Source organism: Kitasatospora sp. NPDC059803 (genome assembly GCF_042732255.1).
Taxonomy (GTDB): domain Bacteria; phylum Actinomycetota; class Actinomycetes; order Streptomycetales; family Streptomycetaceae; genus Kitasatospora.
In genome coordinates this window covers 16,383-30,559 of record NZ_JBHWIJ010000081.1, presented here as the reverse complement: position 1 = coordinate 30,559, position 14,177 = coordinate 16,383, and the positions used below count along the sequence as shown (strand labels likewise).

Annotated in this window: 12 protein-coding genes; 6 read left to right on the top strand and 6 right to left on the bottom strand. The window is 74.3% G+C overall.

Annotation, left to right across the window (positions count from 1 at the left end):
• Positions 1 to 261 precede the first annotated feature (261 nt).
• Both ACFV6I_RS15850 and ACFV6I_RS15845 read left to right on the top strand, forming a co-directional pair.
• Entirely contained in the window at positions 262 to 669 is a 408-nt protein-coding gene (locus ACFV6I_RS15850) for a YciI family protein (RefSeq protein ID WP_380343631.1), read from the top strand.
• A gap of 8 nt (positions 670 to 677) precedes the next feature.
• Positions 678 to 1,823 carry an RNA polymerase sigma factor gene (locus tag ACFV6I_RS15845; protein WP_380343633.1) on the top strand — a complete coding sequence of 382 codons (1,146 nt, stop codon included), beginning with the start codon at positions 678 to 680 and terminating at the stop codon, positions 1,821 to 1,823.
• Between the two features lie 86 nt (positions 1,824 to 1,909).
• Here ACFV6I_RS15845 and ACFV6I_RS15840 read toward each other — a convergent pair whose 3' ends face one another.
• From ACFV6I_RS15840 to ACFV6I_RS15820, 5 genes are all read right to left on the bottom strand, one after another.
• Positions 1,910 to 3,220 (bottom strand): DUF58 domain-containing protein, encoded by a 1,311-nt coding sequence (locus ACFV6I_RS15840; protein WP_380343585.1) that lies wholly within the window; start codon positions 3,218 to 3,220, stop codon positions 1,910 to 1,912.
• A 28-nt stretch (positions 3,221 to 3,248) separates the two neighbouring features.
• Positions 3,249 to 4,169 (bottom strand): AAA family ATPase, encoded by a 921-nt coding sequence (locus ACFV6I_RS15835; protein ID WP_380343635.1) that lies wholly within the window; start codon positions 4,167 to 4,169, stop codon positions 3,249 to 3,251.
• A 101-nt stretch (positions 4,170 to 4,270) separates the two neighbouring features.
• Entirely contained in the window at positions 4,271 to 5,503 is a 1,233-nt protein-coding gene (locus ACFV6I_RS15830) for a DUF4350 domain-containing protein (RefSeq protein ID WP_063349150.1), read from the bottom strand.
• Positions 5,500 to 6,159, bottom strand: coding sequence for a DUF4129 domain-containing protein (locus ACFV6I_RS15825; protein WP_063349151.1), 660 nt, complete (start codon positions 6,157 to 6,159; stop codon positions 5,500 to 5,502). The genes ACFV6I_RS15830 and ACFV6I_RS15825 overlap by 4 nt, the downstream gene beginning before the upstream one ends.
• A gap of 5 nt (positions 6,160 to 6,164) precedes the next feature.
• The gene (locus ACFV6I_RS15820; protein WP_380343589.1) at positions 6,165 to 7,334 is read right to left on the bottom strand and encodes a hypothetical protein; all 1,170 of its coding nucleotides are present in this window, start codon (positions 7,332 to 7,334) and stop codon (positions 6,165 to 6,167) included.
• A 288-nt stretch (positions 7,335 to 7,622) separates the two neighbouring features.
• Here ACFV6I_RS15820 and mtrA point away from each other — a divergent pair, with 288 nt between their 5' ends.
• From mtrA to ACFV6I_RS15805, 3 genes are all read left to right on the top strand, one after another.
• Positions 7,623 to 8,300, top strand: a complete 678-nt coding sequence (gene mtrA, locus ACFV6I_RS15815) for an MtrAB system response regulator MtrA (protein ID WP_030247322.1) — start codon at positions 7,623 to 7,625, stop codon at positions 8,298 to 8,300.
• 70 nt (positions 8,301 to 8,370) lie between these two features.
• The gene (gene mtrB / locus ACFV6I_RS15810) at positions 8,371 to 10,407 is read left to right on the top strand and encodes an MtrAB system histidine kinase MtrB (protein WP_244293445.1); all 2,037 of its coding nucleotides are present in this window, start codon (positions 8,371 to 8,373) and stop codon (positions 10,405 to 10,407) included.
• Positions 10,382 to 12,247, top strand: a complete 1,866-nt coding sequence (locus ACFV6I_RS15805; protein WP_208869098.1) for an LpqB family beta-propeller domain-containing protein — start codon at positions 10,382 to 10,384, stop codon at positions 12,245 to 12,247. Before mtrB ends, ACFV6I_RS15805 begins: the two co-directional genes overlap by 26 nt.
• Before the next feature lie 77 nt (positions 12,248 to 12,324).
• On the opposite strand, the gene ACFV6I_RS15800 is transcribed toward ACFV6I_RS15805, so the two are convergent.
• Positions 12,325 to 13,044, bottom strand: a complete 720-nt coding sequence (locus ACFV6I_RS15800) for a ComF family protein (protein ID WP_380425693.1) — start codon at positions 13,042 to 13,044, stop codon at positions 12,325 to 12,327.
• 370 nt (positions 13,045 to 13,414) lie between these two features.
• Here ACFV6I_RS15800 and hpf point away from each other — a divergent pair, with 370 nt between their 5' ends.
• Entirely contained in the window at positions 13,415 to 14,107 is a 693-nt protein-coding gene (gene hpf, locus ACFV6I_RS15795; protein WP_063349155.1) for a ribosome hibernation-promoting factor, HPF/YfiA family, read from the top strand.
• Positions 14,108 to 14,177: the final 70 nt, after the last annotated feature.

The following is a 14,177-nucleotide window of genomic DNA, read 5'->3' as shown; positions in this document are numbered from 1 at the left end:
GGTACTGCAGGGGGGACCCTGTGGGAGAGTAGGACGCCGCCGAACAATCATTCACAGAGAACCCCCATCCGGGAAACCGGATGGGGGTTCTTTGCATTTCCGGCCCACGGGAGCACCTCACCAGGGCCCCACGAAAGTCCCCACGAAAGTCCCCACGAAAGTTCAAAAAAGTTCGGCCGGCCATGTCGAGAACCCGTGGCTGGCTCCGTCCCCGGGGTGGACGCGGCCACAATGGGTCGCACCAGCACCGAGGAGAACATCATGGCCAAGTACCTGCTGCTCAAGCACTACCGAGGCGCCCCGGCTCCGGTCAACAACGTGCCCATGGACCGATGGACGCCCGAGGAGATCTCGGCGCACGTGCGGTACATGCAGGACTTCGCGGACCGGCTGGAGAAGACCGGCGAGTTCGTCGACGGCCAGGCACTCGCTCCCGAGGGGACGTTCGTCCGGTACGACGGCGAAGGGCGCCCGCCGGTGACCGACGGCCCGTTCGCCGAGACCAAGGACCTGATCGCCGGCTGGATGGTGATCGACGTCGACAGCTACGAGCGCGCCGTCCAGCTGGCCGGGGAACTGTCGGCCGCTCCCGGGGCGGGCGGGCGGCCGATCCACGAGTGGCTGGAGCTGCGTCCGTTCCTGGCCGCGCCGCCCACCGTCACCGAGTGACCTCCCCGGTGGACGAAGTCCTGCTCCGGAGCCTCGCGCCGAGCGTGCTCGGTATCCTCGTCCGCCGCGGAGCCGACTTCGCGGCGGCCGAGGACGCCGTGCAGGACGCGATGGTCGAGGCGGTCCGCGTCTGGCCGGCCGACCCGCCGCGGGACCCCAAGGGCTGGCTGGTCACCGTGGCCTGGCGCCGGTTCCTCGACGGGGCCCGGGCGGACGCGGCCCGCCGCCGACGCGAGGACCGGGTCGAGGAGGAACCGGAGCCGGGGCCCGCGTCCGCGGTGGACGACACGCTCCAGCTCTACTTCCTGTGCGCGCACCCGTCGTTGACGCCGTCGTCGGCGGTCGCGCTCACGTTGCGGGCCGTGGGTGGGCTGACCACCCGCCAGATCGCCCAGGCCTACCTGGTGCCCGAGGCGACCATGGCGCAGCGGATCAGCCGGGCCAAGCGGACCGTCTCGGGGGTGCGGTTCGACCGGCCCGGCGACGTCGCCACCGTGCTGCGCGTGCTCTACCTGGTCTTCAACGAGGGCTACTCCGGGGACGTCGACCTCGCCGCCGAGGCCATCCGGCTGACCCGGCAGCTCGCGGAGGCGATCGACCACCCCGAGGTGGCGGGGCTGCTCGCCCTGATGCTGCTCCACCATGCCCGGCGCGGGACCCGGACCGCGTCCGACGGGAGCCTGGTGCCGCTCGCCGAGCAGGACCGTGGCCGGTGGGACACCGGGTTGATCGCCGAGGGCGTCGGGATCCTGCAAGCGGCCCTCGGCCGCGACCGGTTGGGCGAGTTCCAGGCCCAGGCCGCCATCGCGGCGCTCCACGCCGACGCGCTCACCGCCGAGGAGACCGACTGGGTGCAGATCGTCGAGTGGTACGACGAGCTCGCCCGCCTGACCGAGAGCCCGGTCGTCCGGCTCAACCACGCGGTGGCCGTCGGTGAGGCCGACGGACCGCGCGCCGGGCTGGCGGCACTCGGGGAGCTGGACGGCTCGCTGCCCCGCCACACGGCGGTGGCGGCGTACCTCCACGAGCGCGACGGCGACCTGGAGACGGCGGCCCGGCTGTACGCCGAGGCGGCCCACCGGGCCCCCAACCTCGCCGAGCGCGACCACCTGACGCGCCAGGCCGCCCGGCTCAACGCCCGTCGGCGTCGCTGACGGACCAGGTGGGTGACGCCGCGTCACCACGGCCTGCCCGTTGAAGGAACGGGACCAAGAGACGGGACCGTCCGTACGGCGAGGGCTCAGAGGCGGCCGGCGGCCTTGAGGGTGAGGTAGGTGTCCGCGAGGGCGGGGGCGAGCTGGGCGGGGGAGGCGTCGAGGACGGTGACGCCGTGGCGGCTGAGGAGGTCGGCGGTGGCACGGCGGTCGGCGCGGGTCTGTTCGGCGGCGGCGGCGCCGTAGACGGCCTCCAGGGTGCCGCGCCCGGCGGCGAGGGCGTCCAGGTGGGGGTCGGCGACGGAGGCCAGGACCACCTCGTGGCGCTTGGTGAGGAGCGGCAGCAGCGGGCGCAGGCCGTCTTCGACCGGGGCCGTGTCGAGGCCGGTGAGCAGGACGATCAGCGAGCGGTGCGGTGCCATCTTGAGGGCGGTGGAGACCAGTGAGCGCATGTCGGTCTCGTGCAGGGCGGGTTGGAGGGAGGCCATCGCGTGGGTGAAGGCCGGCAGGATCTCGCTGGGCGAGCTGCCGGCGACCGCGGCGCGCTTGCGGGCGTCGTGGGCGAGCAGGTCGACGCGGTCGCCGGCGCGGGTGGCGAGGGCGGTGAGCAGCAGGGCGGCGTCGAGGGCGGCGTCGAGGCGGGGTGCGTCGCCGACCCGGCCGGCGGAGGTGCGGCCGGTGTCGAGGACGACGAGGATGTGCCGGTCGCGTTCGGGGCGCCAGGTGCGGACGGCGACGGTGTTGCGGCGGGCGCTGGCCCGCCAGTCGATGGAGCGGACGTCGTCGCCGGGCAGGTACTCGCGCAGGGAGTCGAACTCGGTGCCCTGGCCGCGGGTCAGGACGGAGGTGCGGCCGTCGAGTTCGCGCAGCCGTGCGAGCCGGGAGGGCAGGTGCTTGCGGCTGTTGAACGGGGGCAGGGCGCGGACCGTCCAGGGCAGGTGGTGCGAGCCCTGGCGGCCGGCCAGGCCGAGTGGCCCGAGCGAACGGACCGTCACCCGCCGGGCGTGGTGGTCGCCGCGGCGGGTCGGGGTGAGTGCGGTGACGGCCCGGCGCCGCTCGCCGGCGGGGACGTGCAGGGTGTGCCGGGAGGCGGCCTCGGCGGTGCCCGGCCGCCAGGCGGACGGGGCCCAGGCGTCGCGGATCCGGGCTCGGAGGGGCCGCCCGGAGGGGTTGGTGACGGTCAGTTCGACGGAGGCGGGTTCGCCGAGCCGGACGGTGGTGTCGCCGCCCCGGCCGAGTTCCAGGCTGCGGACGGGGGCGGCGAGCACCAGGTCGATCACGGCGGCGAGCAGCACGGTGCCGGTGACGAGGCCGATCCCGGCCCAGGACGGCAGCAACAGGCCCACGACGAGCGTGCCGAGCGCGGCGAGCAGGGCGGTTCGCCCGGTGAGGGCCATGCGGTGCGCTCCTTCGGGAACGGGTGGTTCAGCGGGGGGCGGGCGTCTGGGTGAGGACGGCCTGGATGACGGAGTCGGCGGTGACGCCCTCCATCTCGGCCTCGGCGCGCAGCGCGACGCGGTGCCGCAGGGTGGGCAGGGCCAGGGCCTTGACGTCGTCGGGGGTGACGTAGTCGCGGCCGGCGAGCCAGGCCCAGGCGCGGGAGGCGGCCAGCAGGGCGGTGGCACCGCGCGGCGAGACGCCGATGGACAGCGACGGGGACTGCCGGGTGGCCCGGCAGAGGTCGACGATGTACGCGAGGATCTCGGGGGAGACGGTCAGCTTGGCGATCTGCTCGCGGGCGGCGGCGAGGTGCGCGGGCCCGGCGACCGGGCGGACGCCGGCGGCGGCGAGGTTGCGGGGGTCGAAGCCGGCGGCGTGCCGGGACAGGACCTGGAACTCCTGGTCCCGGTCGGGCAGCGGCAGGACCAGCTTGAGCAGGAAGCGGTCCAGCTGGGCCTCGGGCAGCGGGTAGGTGCCCTCGTACTCGACCGGGTTCTGGGTCGCGGCGACCAGGAACGGGACGGGCAGTGCGCGCGGCACGCCGTCGACGGTGACCTGGTGCTCCTCCATGGCCTCCAGCAGGGCGGCCTGGGTCTTCGGCGGGGTGCGGTTGATCTCGTCGGCGAGCAGCAGGTTGGTGAAGACCGGGCCGGGCTGGAAGGAGAACTCGGCGGTCCGGGCGTCGTAGACGAGGGAGCCGGTGACGTCACCGGGCATCAGGTCGGGGGTGAACTGGATGCGCTTGGTGTCCAGGTTGAGCGCGGTGGACAGGGTGCGGACCAGCAGGGTCTTGGCGACGCCGGGGACGCCCTCCAGCAGGACGTGGCCGCCGCAGAGCAGGGCGACGACGAGGCCGGTGACGGCGGCGTCCTGGCCGACCACGGCCTTGCCGATCTCGGCGCGCAGGGCGGTGAGTGCGGCGCGCGGGTCGACGGCGGTGTCGGGGGTGCCCGGGGTGGCAGCCGCCGCGCCGGGGGTGCTGGACGGGGTGGCGGTGGCCTGTTCGGTCACGGGTTCCGTACCTGCCTTTCGAGGGCGTCGAGGTCGTCGGCGAGCCGCAGCAGTGCGGCGTCGTCGGTCGGGGGCGGGCCGAAGAGGAGGGCCCGGACGTCGCCGGCGGGCTGCTCGGGGAGGCGGTCGGCCACGGCCGCGCACAGGGTGTCGGGGTCGGGCGCGCCGGCGTGGAGCGGGACGCCCAGGGCGGGGGCGAGGCGGTGCGCGGCGGCCCGGCGCAGGGCCTCGGCGGCGCGGCCGCGGGCCTTGGCGCGGCGGTAGAGCCGGGCGCGGCCCTCGGTGGTCTCGGCGGCGCGGACCACCACGGGCAGGTTCTCGCTGATCACCGGGCCGAGTCGGCGGCCGCGCCACAGGGCGGTCAGGACGGCCGCGGCGGCGAGCTGGTAGCCGGCCCAGCGCCAGCCGTCCGGGATGTAGTCGCCGAAGGTCTTGTCCCGGGTGCCCTGGGCGGGCGGGACGCTGTAGTCGGGCAGGTGCCAGGTGAGGCGGGGCTGGGAGCCGAGCAGGCCGAGGGCGAGGGCGGCGTTGCCGTCCTTGGCGAGCTGCTCGTTGTGCAGGAAGGCGCCGGTGCCGAGCACGATGACGTCGCCGCCGGCGGTCGGGGCGCTGACCAGCGGGTAGCCGTGGCCGCGCGGGTAGCAGCCGGCGCCGCGGCTGCCGCTGGTGTAGAGCATCCCGCCGATCTCGGCGCTGCCGGCCCGCACGGCCTCGGTGAGCGGGCACTGTGCGGCGGTGCTGCGGACGGAGGCGTAGGAGGGCCCGCCGTCCTCGTCGGAGGGGCGGATGCCGGGGGCCAGGGCGCTGAGTGCGGCCGGACCGGGGGCGATGAGGACGAGCCGGCTGTGCCGGGCTGCGGCGACGGCGCGCAGTTCGGCGGGGCCGAGCAGGTCGGGTTCGGGCAGGACGAGGGTGTCGGCGCCGCCCGGGTGGCTGATGAGGTCGGTGGTGAGGTCGGCCTTGAGGCCCTGGTGTTCGAGCAGCGCGAGGACGGCGTGGGTGCCGTCCTGGTCGTAGGAGCGCGGGTCGAGCGGCGGGTAGCGGCGGTCCTGGCCGAGGGCGGCCACGGCGGTGGCGCCGATCAGCAGGATGGCGAGGACGAGCAGGTACCAGCGGGCCCGGCGCCAGAGGCCGCGGCCGGTGAGGGCGAGGCTGGTCGTGGCCGTCCCGTCGGGGGCAGGGACGGCGGGCGGCTGCGGCGCGGGCGGCGCGGGGGTGGTGCTGGTCATGCCGCTCCTCCCAGGGCCGGGCGGGCGCGTTCCAGGGTCCGGTCGAGCTCGCGCAGCAGCTGGTACGCGGCCTGGTCTGCGGTGCGCTCGCCGTAGGCGATGTCGTCGAAGGTGCGGGCGGCGGCGGCCAGGGCGGCGGCGTGGTCGGGCAGGGCCCGGCCGGCCTCGGTGGCGGCCTCGTCGGCGGTGCGGCCGGGGCGGACGTCGAGCAGGGTGCGTTCCTCCAGGGCCCGGACCAGGGCTCGCATCTGCGCGCGGACGGCCTCGTTCCAGTGCCCGGCGGCGGCGTGCCGTTCGGCGTCGGCCCGGTACTGGCCGGCGCCGCGCGGTCCTTCGACGCCGTAGACGTCGAGGACGGTGCGGGCCGCGCGCCGTGGAGCGCCGAGGCGCCACCAGAGGGCGGCGCCGATCAGCAGGGCGACGATCAGGAAGAGCACCAGGCCGGTGGTGCCGCTGGTGCCGTTGCCGGAGATGCTGTCGAGCGCGTCGGTGATGTGGTCGTTGAGCCAGGTCATGACCCGTTCCAGGACGCTCGGGTCGTGCTTGTGGTACTCGGCGTTGAGCAGCTCGTCGCGGGCGGCGTCGCGGGCCGGGTCACGCGGGACGGTGACCGGGGCGCCGTCCGCGACGAGGAGCCTGTCCCCCCAGGTAGGCATCCGGGTCAGCGCCTCGCGGGGGGTCGGCCGGCCTGGTCGCCCCAGCCGGTGGCGCCGGGCTCGGCGAGGCCGGCGGCGCGGGCGAGTTCGATGTCCAGGGCCTCGCGGCGGATCCGCTGGTCGATGTAGATGAGGACGCCGAGGGCGGCCCGGAAGGGGATGGTGAGGGTCGCGGCGATGATGCCGGCGATCGCGGTGGTGATCAGCATCGCGGTGGGCTCGTGGGCCGCGGTGAGGTCGACCTGGCGGTCGAAGTCGCTGAAGCCGAGGACGAGTCCGGCGAAGCGGAACGGGATCGCGATGACCATGGCGACGATGAAGGTCAGCACCTCGCCGAGCAGCGAGATGCCGAAGATGCGCCACCAGGAGCCGAGGGTCAGGCGCCGGGAGCGGGACAGTGCGGTCCGCACGCCCTGCTTCTCCAGCATCAGGGCGGGGGCGGCCAGGCTGAACCGGATCCACAGCCAGAACCCGACCGGGATGGTCAGGATGCCGACGAGGAAGAGGAGGGCCTCCGTCCCGGGGTCGCCCGCCGAGCCGGTGGCGTAGAAGTACCAGGGGCTGAAGCCGAGCAGCACCACGCCGCCGGACATCAGGCCGGTGAGCAGGGTCAGCCCGAGCAGCTGCGGCAGCCGGCGGCGGGCGTCGCGCCAGGCGTCCCCGGCGGTCGCGGACTGCCCGAGGACGGCGCGGCTGACGACCATGGTGAGCAGCGCGGTGGCGACCACGCCGAGCAGCACCGTCAGCGGCATCGAGGCGAGCATGGTCGTCACCTGGGTGGCGGGGCCGGTCTTGCCCTTGACCAGCAGCTGGGCGGCGACGTTGCCGGCCTGCTCGACGACGGCGATGCCGAGGGAGAGGGCGAGGGTCGTCCGCCAGTGCTTGCGGATGGTGGCGACGGAGCCGTCGAGGAGTTCGCCGAGTCCGAGCGGGCGCAGCGGGATGACGCCGGGCTTGGGGCTCTGCGGAGCGCCCCAGCCGTAGGGGTGGTGGCCGCCCGGTGCGGGCCGGCTCCAGTCGGGCCGGGCCTGCTGGCCGTTCCAGCCGGGGGCCGGGGCGCCCTGCGGTGGTGCCGACGGCCCGGGCACGGCGGCGGGCGCGTCGGCCGGGGGCCGGGCGTCGTCGCGGGGCGGCTCGGGCGAGCCGGGCGAGGCCCAGCCCGGAGTGTCGGTCATCACTGCTCCTCGGAGGGGCGTCACGGGCGCGGTTCCGGGCGGATCTTTCGCCCGCGCGCAGCGCCCATCGTGCCATGGGGCCTGGGGAGGCCCCATGGGTATCCGGCCGCTGATCGGAAACGGGGGCCTTCCGGTGGTCGGGCGGTGGGCCGTGGACCGTTCGAAGGTGTTCCGGCCGGGCACATTCGCCCGGTATGGCCGGAATTAACCGGTGGGGGGAGTTGGCCGTTGTGGAGCATTGGCACTGCTGTGCGGCAGGTCACAATGCGGTAATGAGAGGATGGACGCATGAAGGGACGCGTCCTCGTCGTTGATGACGACTCCGCACTGGCCGAGATGCTCGGTATCGTGCTGCGTGGTGAGGGTTTTGAGCCGTTTTTCGTCGCGGATGGAGACAGGGCGCTAGCCGCGTTCCGGGAGACCAAGCCGGACCTGGTCCTGCTCGACCTGATGCTGCCCGGTCGGGACGGTATCGACGTCTGCCGGCAGATCCGGGCGGAGTCCGGCATTCCGATCGTCATGCTGACCGCGAAGACCGACACGGTCGACGTCGTGGTGGGCCTGGAGTCGGGTGCCGACGACTACGTCACCAAGCCGTTCAAGCCCAAGGAGCTGGTGGCCCGGGTGCGTGCCCGGCTGCGCCGTGCCGAGGAGCCGACGCCCGAGCAGCTGACCATCGGCGACCTGGTGATCGACGTGGCCGGCCACTCGGTGAAGCGGGACGGCCGGGGCATCCCGCTGACCCCGCTGGAGTTCGACCTGCTGGTCGCGCTGGCCCGCAAGCCCTGGCAGGTGTTCACCCGCGAGGTGCTGCTGGAGCAGGTCTGGGGCTACCGGCACGCGGCGGACACCCGCCTGGTCAACGTCCACGTGCAGCGCCTGCGGTCCAAGATCGAGAAGGACCCGGAGCGCCCCGAGATCGTGGTGACCGTCCGTGGCGTCGGCTACAAGGCCGGACCCAGCTGACGTGACGCACCTGGCTGACGAAGCCCCGTCGGGTTCCGCGACCGACGGGGCCGACGCGGTTCGCGGGTCCGTGCTGAGTTCGACCACCCGCCGCCGGCGCCGGGCGGCCGCGTTCGCGCTGCTGACCCGTCAGCTGCGTCGGCCCGCGCGCCGGGTGACGGCGTTGTACCGCCGGTCGATCCAGCTGCGCGTGGTGGCGGTCTCGCTGCTCGCGTCCATCGCGGTCGTCCTGGTGCTCGGCGTGGTCGTGATGGCGCAGGTGCGCACCGGCCTGCTCGGCACCAAGATGGCGGCCGCCCGCGAGCAGGCCAGGATCGGGTTCCAGGCGGAACTGAAGAAGATCGACGAGGCGAAGGACCAGCGGCTGCGGGTCGGCGCCACGCCCGACCCCACCATCGAGGAGACCGGCACCTGGCTGCTGCGCCAGGTCAACGACCTGGCCGCGAGCGGGCAGACCGTCTACTCGGTGATCGCGATGGCCGCCGGCACCGACGCCATCGTCCCGGAGAACGGCTTCGCGCCGCGCTTCTCGGGCGACATCCTGCCCAGCAGCGTCCCCGACACCCTGCGGGACAGGGTCCACTCCGAGCCCGGCCAGATGTTCGACCAGCCGGCCCGGATCCACCGGGCCGACGAGCGGACCGAGCCCGGGCTGGCCCTCGGCATGCAGTTCACCGGCCCGGCCGGCAACAGCTACCAGATGTTCTACGTGTTCTCCTTCGGCCAGGAGACCGACACCCTCGACCTGATCACCGGCACCCTGGCGACCGCCGGCGTGTTCGTGGTGATCCTGATGGGCGGCATCGCCTGGGTCGTGGTGCGCCAGGTGGTCACCCCGGTCCGGATGGCCGCCGGCATCTCCGAGCGGCTCGCCGACGGGCACCTGGAAGAGCGGATGAAGGTCACCGGCACGGACGACATCGCCCGCCTCGGCGAGTCGTTCAACCGGATGGCCAATGCCCTCCAGGCGCAGATCCGCCAGCTGGAGGAGCTGTCCCGGGTGCAGCGGCGCTTCGTCTCGGACGTCTCGCACGAGCTGCGCACCCCGCTGACCACGGTCCGGATGGCCGCGGACCTCATCTACGACAGCCGCGAGGACCTGGACCCGATGGCGGCCCGCTCGGCGGAGCTGCTGCAGGGCCAGCTGGACCGCTTCGAGTCGCTGCTCGCCGACCTGCTGGAGATCAGCCGCTTCGACGCGGGTGCCGCGATCCTGGACGGCGAGCCGGTCGACCTGCGCGACATCGTCGCCCGGGTGGTGGAGGCCGCCGACCCGCTGGCCCAGGCCAAGGGCAGTGCGGTGGTGATCCGCGGCGACGGCGAGCCGGTCGTCGCCGAGGTGGACTCCCGCCGGATCGAGCGCATCCTGCGCAACCTGGTGGTCAACGCCCTGGAGCACGGCGAGGGCCGCGACGTGGTGGTCCGGCTGGGCTCGGCCGACGGCGCGGTCGCGGTCGGCGTGCGCGACTACGGCATCGGCCTCAAGCCGGGCGAGGCGTCCCGGGTGTTCCACCGCTTCTGGCGGGCCGACCCGTCCCGGGTGCGGACCACCGGCGGCACCGGCCTCGGCCTGTCCATCGCGGTCGAGGACGCGCACCTGCACGGCGGCTGGCTGCAGGCCTGGGGTGAGCCCGGCGGCGGCTCGCACTTCCGGCTCACCCTGCCGCGCACCCGGGGCGGCGAGATCAGCCGGGCGCCGTTCCGGCTGGAGCCGGAGGACTCCCGCAACAACCGGGGCCTGGGCACCTACGGCGCGCCGTACCGGCGGGCGATCAGCCCGGCCGGCGCGACCGCGATGACTGCGGCCGAGGAGCAGGCGGAGACGCCGGAAGGGCCCGTCAACGGCTTCGGCAGCGGGCTCGGCGGGGTGCTGAACATCGGCCCCGACCTGGGCAAGCGCCGGTTGCCCGAAGGGCCGCGCGCGGACCCCTCGGACGTCCGGACGGCGGGGACCGGGTACGGTGCCACCGGCGCCCAGGTGATGGTGGACCCGACGCCCGGACGGCCGTCGGTGGCACAGCGGACGGCGGAGCCGGACGTGACGGGTGGGATGGGCGGGACGGACCTGGAGGGGTCGCAGCGTGCGAAGGACGAGCAGCAGGACTGAGCCGCGGTTCACGGCGGTGGCCGGCGTGGTGCTCGGCGCCCTGGTGGCGAGCGGCTGCGCGGCCATGCCGGACTCCGGCGGCATCTCCAGGGTGGAGCTGTCGCAGGGGGCGGCCGACAAGAACCTGCAGGCCAAGGTCTACCCGGTGGCGCCGGCCAAGGGCGCCAAGCCGCGCGCCCTGCTGACCGGGTTCCTGGACGCGGTGACCGCCGACGAGGGGTACGAGACCGCGCGCCAGTACCTCACCGAGAACGCCTCCGCACACTGGAACCCGGACGCCGGCATCCAGGTGCTCTCCGCCGCCACCCCGAACCTCCCGGCCGGCCAGGAGATCGCCGACACCGACACCAGCGTCTCCGCGACGGTGACCGGCTCGCTGATCGCCAGGATCGACGAGAAGCACTCGTACCTGGCCGAGGGGCAGCGGGACGTCTCGGCCGACTTCACCCTCGTCCGGGAGAAGGACGGCGAGTGGCGGATCGACAAGCTGCCGGCCGGCGTGATCATGAACGAGACCAACTTCAACAACAGCTACCGCCAGGTCGACCGGTACTTCTACACCACGCCGGACCCGTCCTCGACCGTCACCGGAAGTGCCGGCCAGCAGGTCCTGATCCCCGACCCGATCTACCTGCGGCGCCGGATAGACCCGCTGACCGCCGCCGCCAAGGCCCTGGTCGCCGGGCCCTCGACCTGGCTCGCGCCGGTCGCCCGGACGTCCTTCCCGAGCGGCGTCAGCGTCGACCGGGTGAGCGTCGACGACGGCCGGATCGCCCACGTGCAGCTCGGCGGGGCGGACGTCAGCGAACCGGTGTCCTGCCGTCGGATGGCGACCCAGCTCTTCTACACCCTCGCCGACCAGGGCAAGGGACAGGTCGAACGGCTTGAGCTGAAGGGCCAGCGGGGCAACTGCTTCGCCAGCCGCAACGACTTGCCGGCCACCGGCCCCGGGGCCCTGGCCGGGCCGCTGCCCGCGCAGCAGTACTACCAGCGCGCCGACAACGGCCTGCTGATGGTCACCGACGAGCAGCGCAACGGCGAGCCGGTGCGCGGTGTCCTCGGCAAGCCGCAGCCCGCCGGCAAGGCGCCGCTCGGCACCACGGCCGTCAGCCGGGACGGCTCCCGGGCCGCCGCCATCAGCGGGGACGGCCACCAGCTCTACTCGGTGCCGCTGGCGGACAGCGCGGTGGCGCTGCCCGACCCGGTGCTCACCTCGCCGGTGAAGACCGCCGACAAGGAGGACGGCCTCGCCTCGCCCAGCTGGGACGGCCGCGGCGACCTCTGGGTGGTGGACCGCAACCCGCAGGGCCCGCGGGTGGTGATGGTCCGCGGCAACCGGACGTACCCCGTCGCGGTCGAGGGGCTGGACGGGCAGACCGTACAGGCCCTGAAGATCTCCTCGGACGGCGCCCGGGCCGCCCTGGTGGTCAAGACCGCGGGCGTGCCCAGCCGCTCGCTGTACTTCGGCCTGGTGGTGCACGGCGGCACCCCGGAGGCGCCGACCGCGCGGATCACCGGCCTGCGCCGGGCGGCCCCCTCGCTCACCGACGTCGCCTCGGTCTCCTGGGCGGAGGCCGACCAGCTGCTGGTGCTCGGCAAGGAGGCCGACCGGATCAAGCAGCTGTACTACATCGGCACCGACGGCACACAGAGCGCCGACACCACGCTGCAGGCCGAGAACATGCTCACCGTCTCGGCCTCCGAGTCCCGGGGCAACGTCCTGGCCCAGGCGCCGGCGGTGCTCGCGGCGGCCGGAGGCGCGATCTACCGCCTGATCGGCAGTCAGTGGCGCGAGGTCCAGTTGGCCGACAAGGCCGGGTCCTTCTTCTACGCGGGCTAGGAACCCGCCAGCCAGGCCCTGACGCGCAGTTTCCTGAGGCCCCGACCCCCTGGTGCCCCGTCGGGCCGCTCGGTGCCTCAGCCGGGCCGGTGCGCGGTGGCGGCGACCGCGGCGCCCGCCCGGGCGGGCAATCCGGCGTCCGCCAGTGCCCGGGCCGCCTCGGCGAGGCTGGCACCGGTGGTCACCAGGTCGTCCACCAGGACCGGCTGACAGCCCAGCAGGGCGCGCCGGGCACGCGGCAGCACGGTGAGCGCGCCGTGCAGGTTGCGGTGGCGCTCGGCCGCGCTCAGCCCGGCCTGGTCGGCGACCGGGCGGGCGTGCCGCAGCAGCGGCTCGGCCCGGGCGTCCAGGCCGGACCGGCGCAGTGAGCGGGCGGCGGCCCCGGCCAGCCGCAGCGTCGGGTCGTGGCCGCGGGCGCGGACGGCGGAACGGGCCGAGGGCATCGGGACCAGCAGCAGCGGCGCGGCCCCGGCACGCGGCCCCAGGGCGGAGCGGACGGCCCGGCCGAGCGCCTCGCCGAGCGGGCCCGCCAACCGCAGCGCGCCGCGCTCCTTGTGGGCGAGCAGCAACTGTCGGACGGGGTCGGCGTACGGGGCGGCGGCGTGCGCCCAGGGCAGCAGCGTGGGACCGGGCCGGGTGGCGGCCAGCGCGTGCCGGCAGGCCGGACAGAGCTGGGTGCGCTCGGCGCCGCAGCCGGCGCAGCGGGCCGGGACCAGGACGTCCAGCAGTCCGGCCAGTGCGTGGCCGAACGGCCCTTGGGCGGACGGTGGACGGGTGGGGGCGGGAGGCGGTGGCACGGCTGCTCCTGGCGACGGCAGGCACGGAGAGTGAGCAAAGGATGCGCCGTACGGGGGGTGTTGTCCAGGTATTTACCCGTGCTTCACTCGCAGGAGGGTAGACAGGGTCCAACAGCTTGACCGCCCGCCCGCAGTATCGGGTCATACCCGACTCCGCGCCTGGGGAGGCGAAAACCCCGTGTGAGGTGTTCGATAAAGCTCCAAGGGGTTTCAACCGTCCCTGGTGGGGAGGAAGTGAGGTGAGGGCCAGTCGTTTCCCGCCGCTGGCGGCGGGGGCGGGGGGCCGGCAGTGGATGGGCTGGTCCAGCTGGGTCTCAGTCCGGTCCGGTAGCACCCGGATCGGCGTCAGCACGAGGGATCGGAGTTCTGCGTGGACATCGTCGTCAAGGGCCGCAAGACCGAGGTGCCCAAGAGGTTCCGCGAGCACGTGGCCGAGAAGCTGGAGAAGGTCCAGAAGTTCGACGGCAAGGTGATCAGCCTCGACGTCGAGGTGTCCAAGGAGCACAACCCGCGGCAGGCCGACCGGTCCGAGCGGGTGGAGATCACTCTCCGTACCCGTGGGCCGGTGATCCGGGCCGAAGCCGCCGCCGCCGACCCGTACGCGGCGCTCGACCTGGCCTCGGCGAAGCTCGACGCCCAGCTGCGCAAGTCCGCGGACCGGCGCCGAGTGCACAAGGGCGGCAACGGCCGCACCCCCATCAGCGTCGCCGAGGCGACCGCGGCGCTGGCCGCGCTGCCGGACACGGCGGCGCCGGAGGGCGAGACCAACGGGGCCGTCCGCAAGACCATGATGGGATCCCTGGAAGTGGAGGGCGAAGGCCCGCTGGTGGTCCGGGAGAAGACCCACCCGGCCGCCCCCATGGCGCTGGACCAGGCGCTGTACGAGATGGAACTGGTCGGCCACGACTTCTACCTCTTCGTGGAGAAGGACAGCGGCCTGCCGAGCGTCGTCTACCGCCGTCACGGCTACCACTACGGCGTCATCCACCTGCAGACCGACGGGTCGGCCGGCGCGGGTAGTGGCGCGGGCGGGGCGATCGGCGAAAGCGACGACGAGGACTGACCGTCCGAAGACAATCCTGGAGGGGTGACCCCGGCGGCCGTGTCCGCCGGGGTCACCGGCGTTTCGGGGC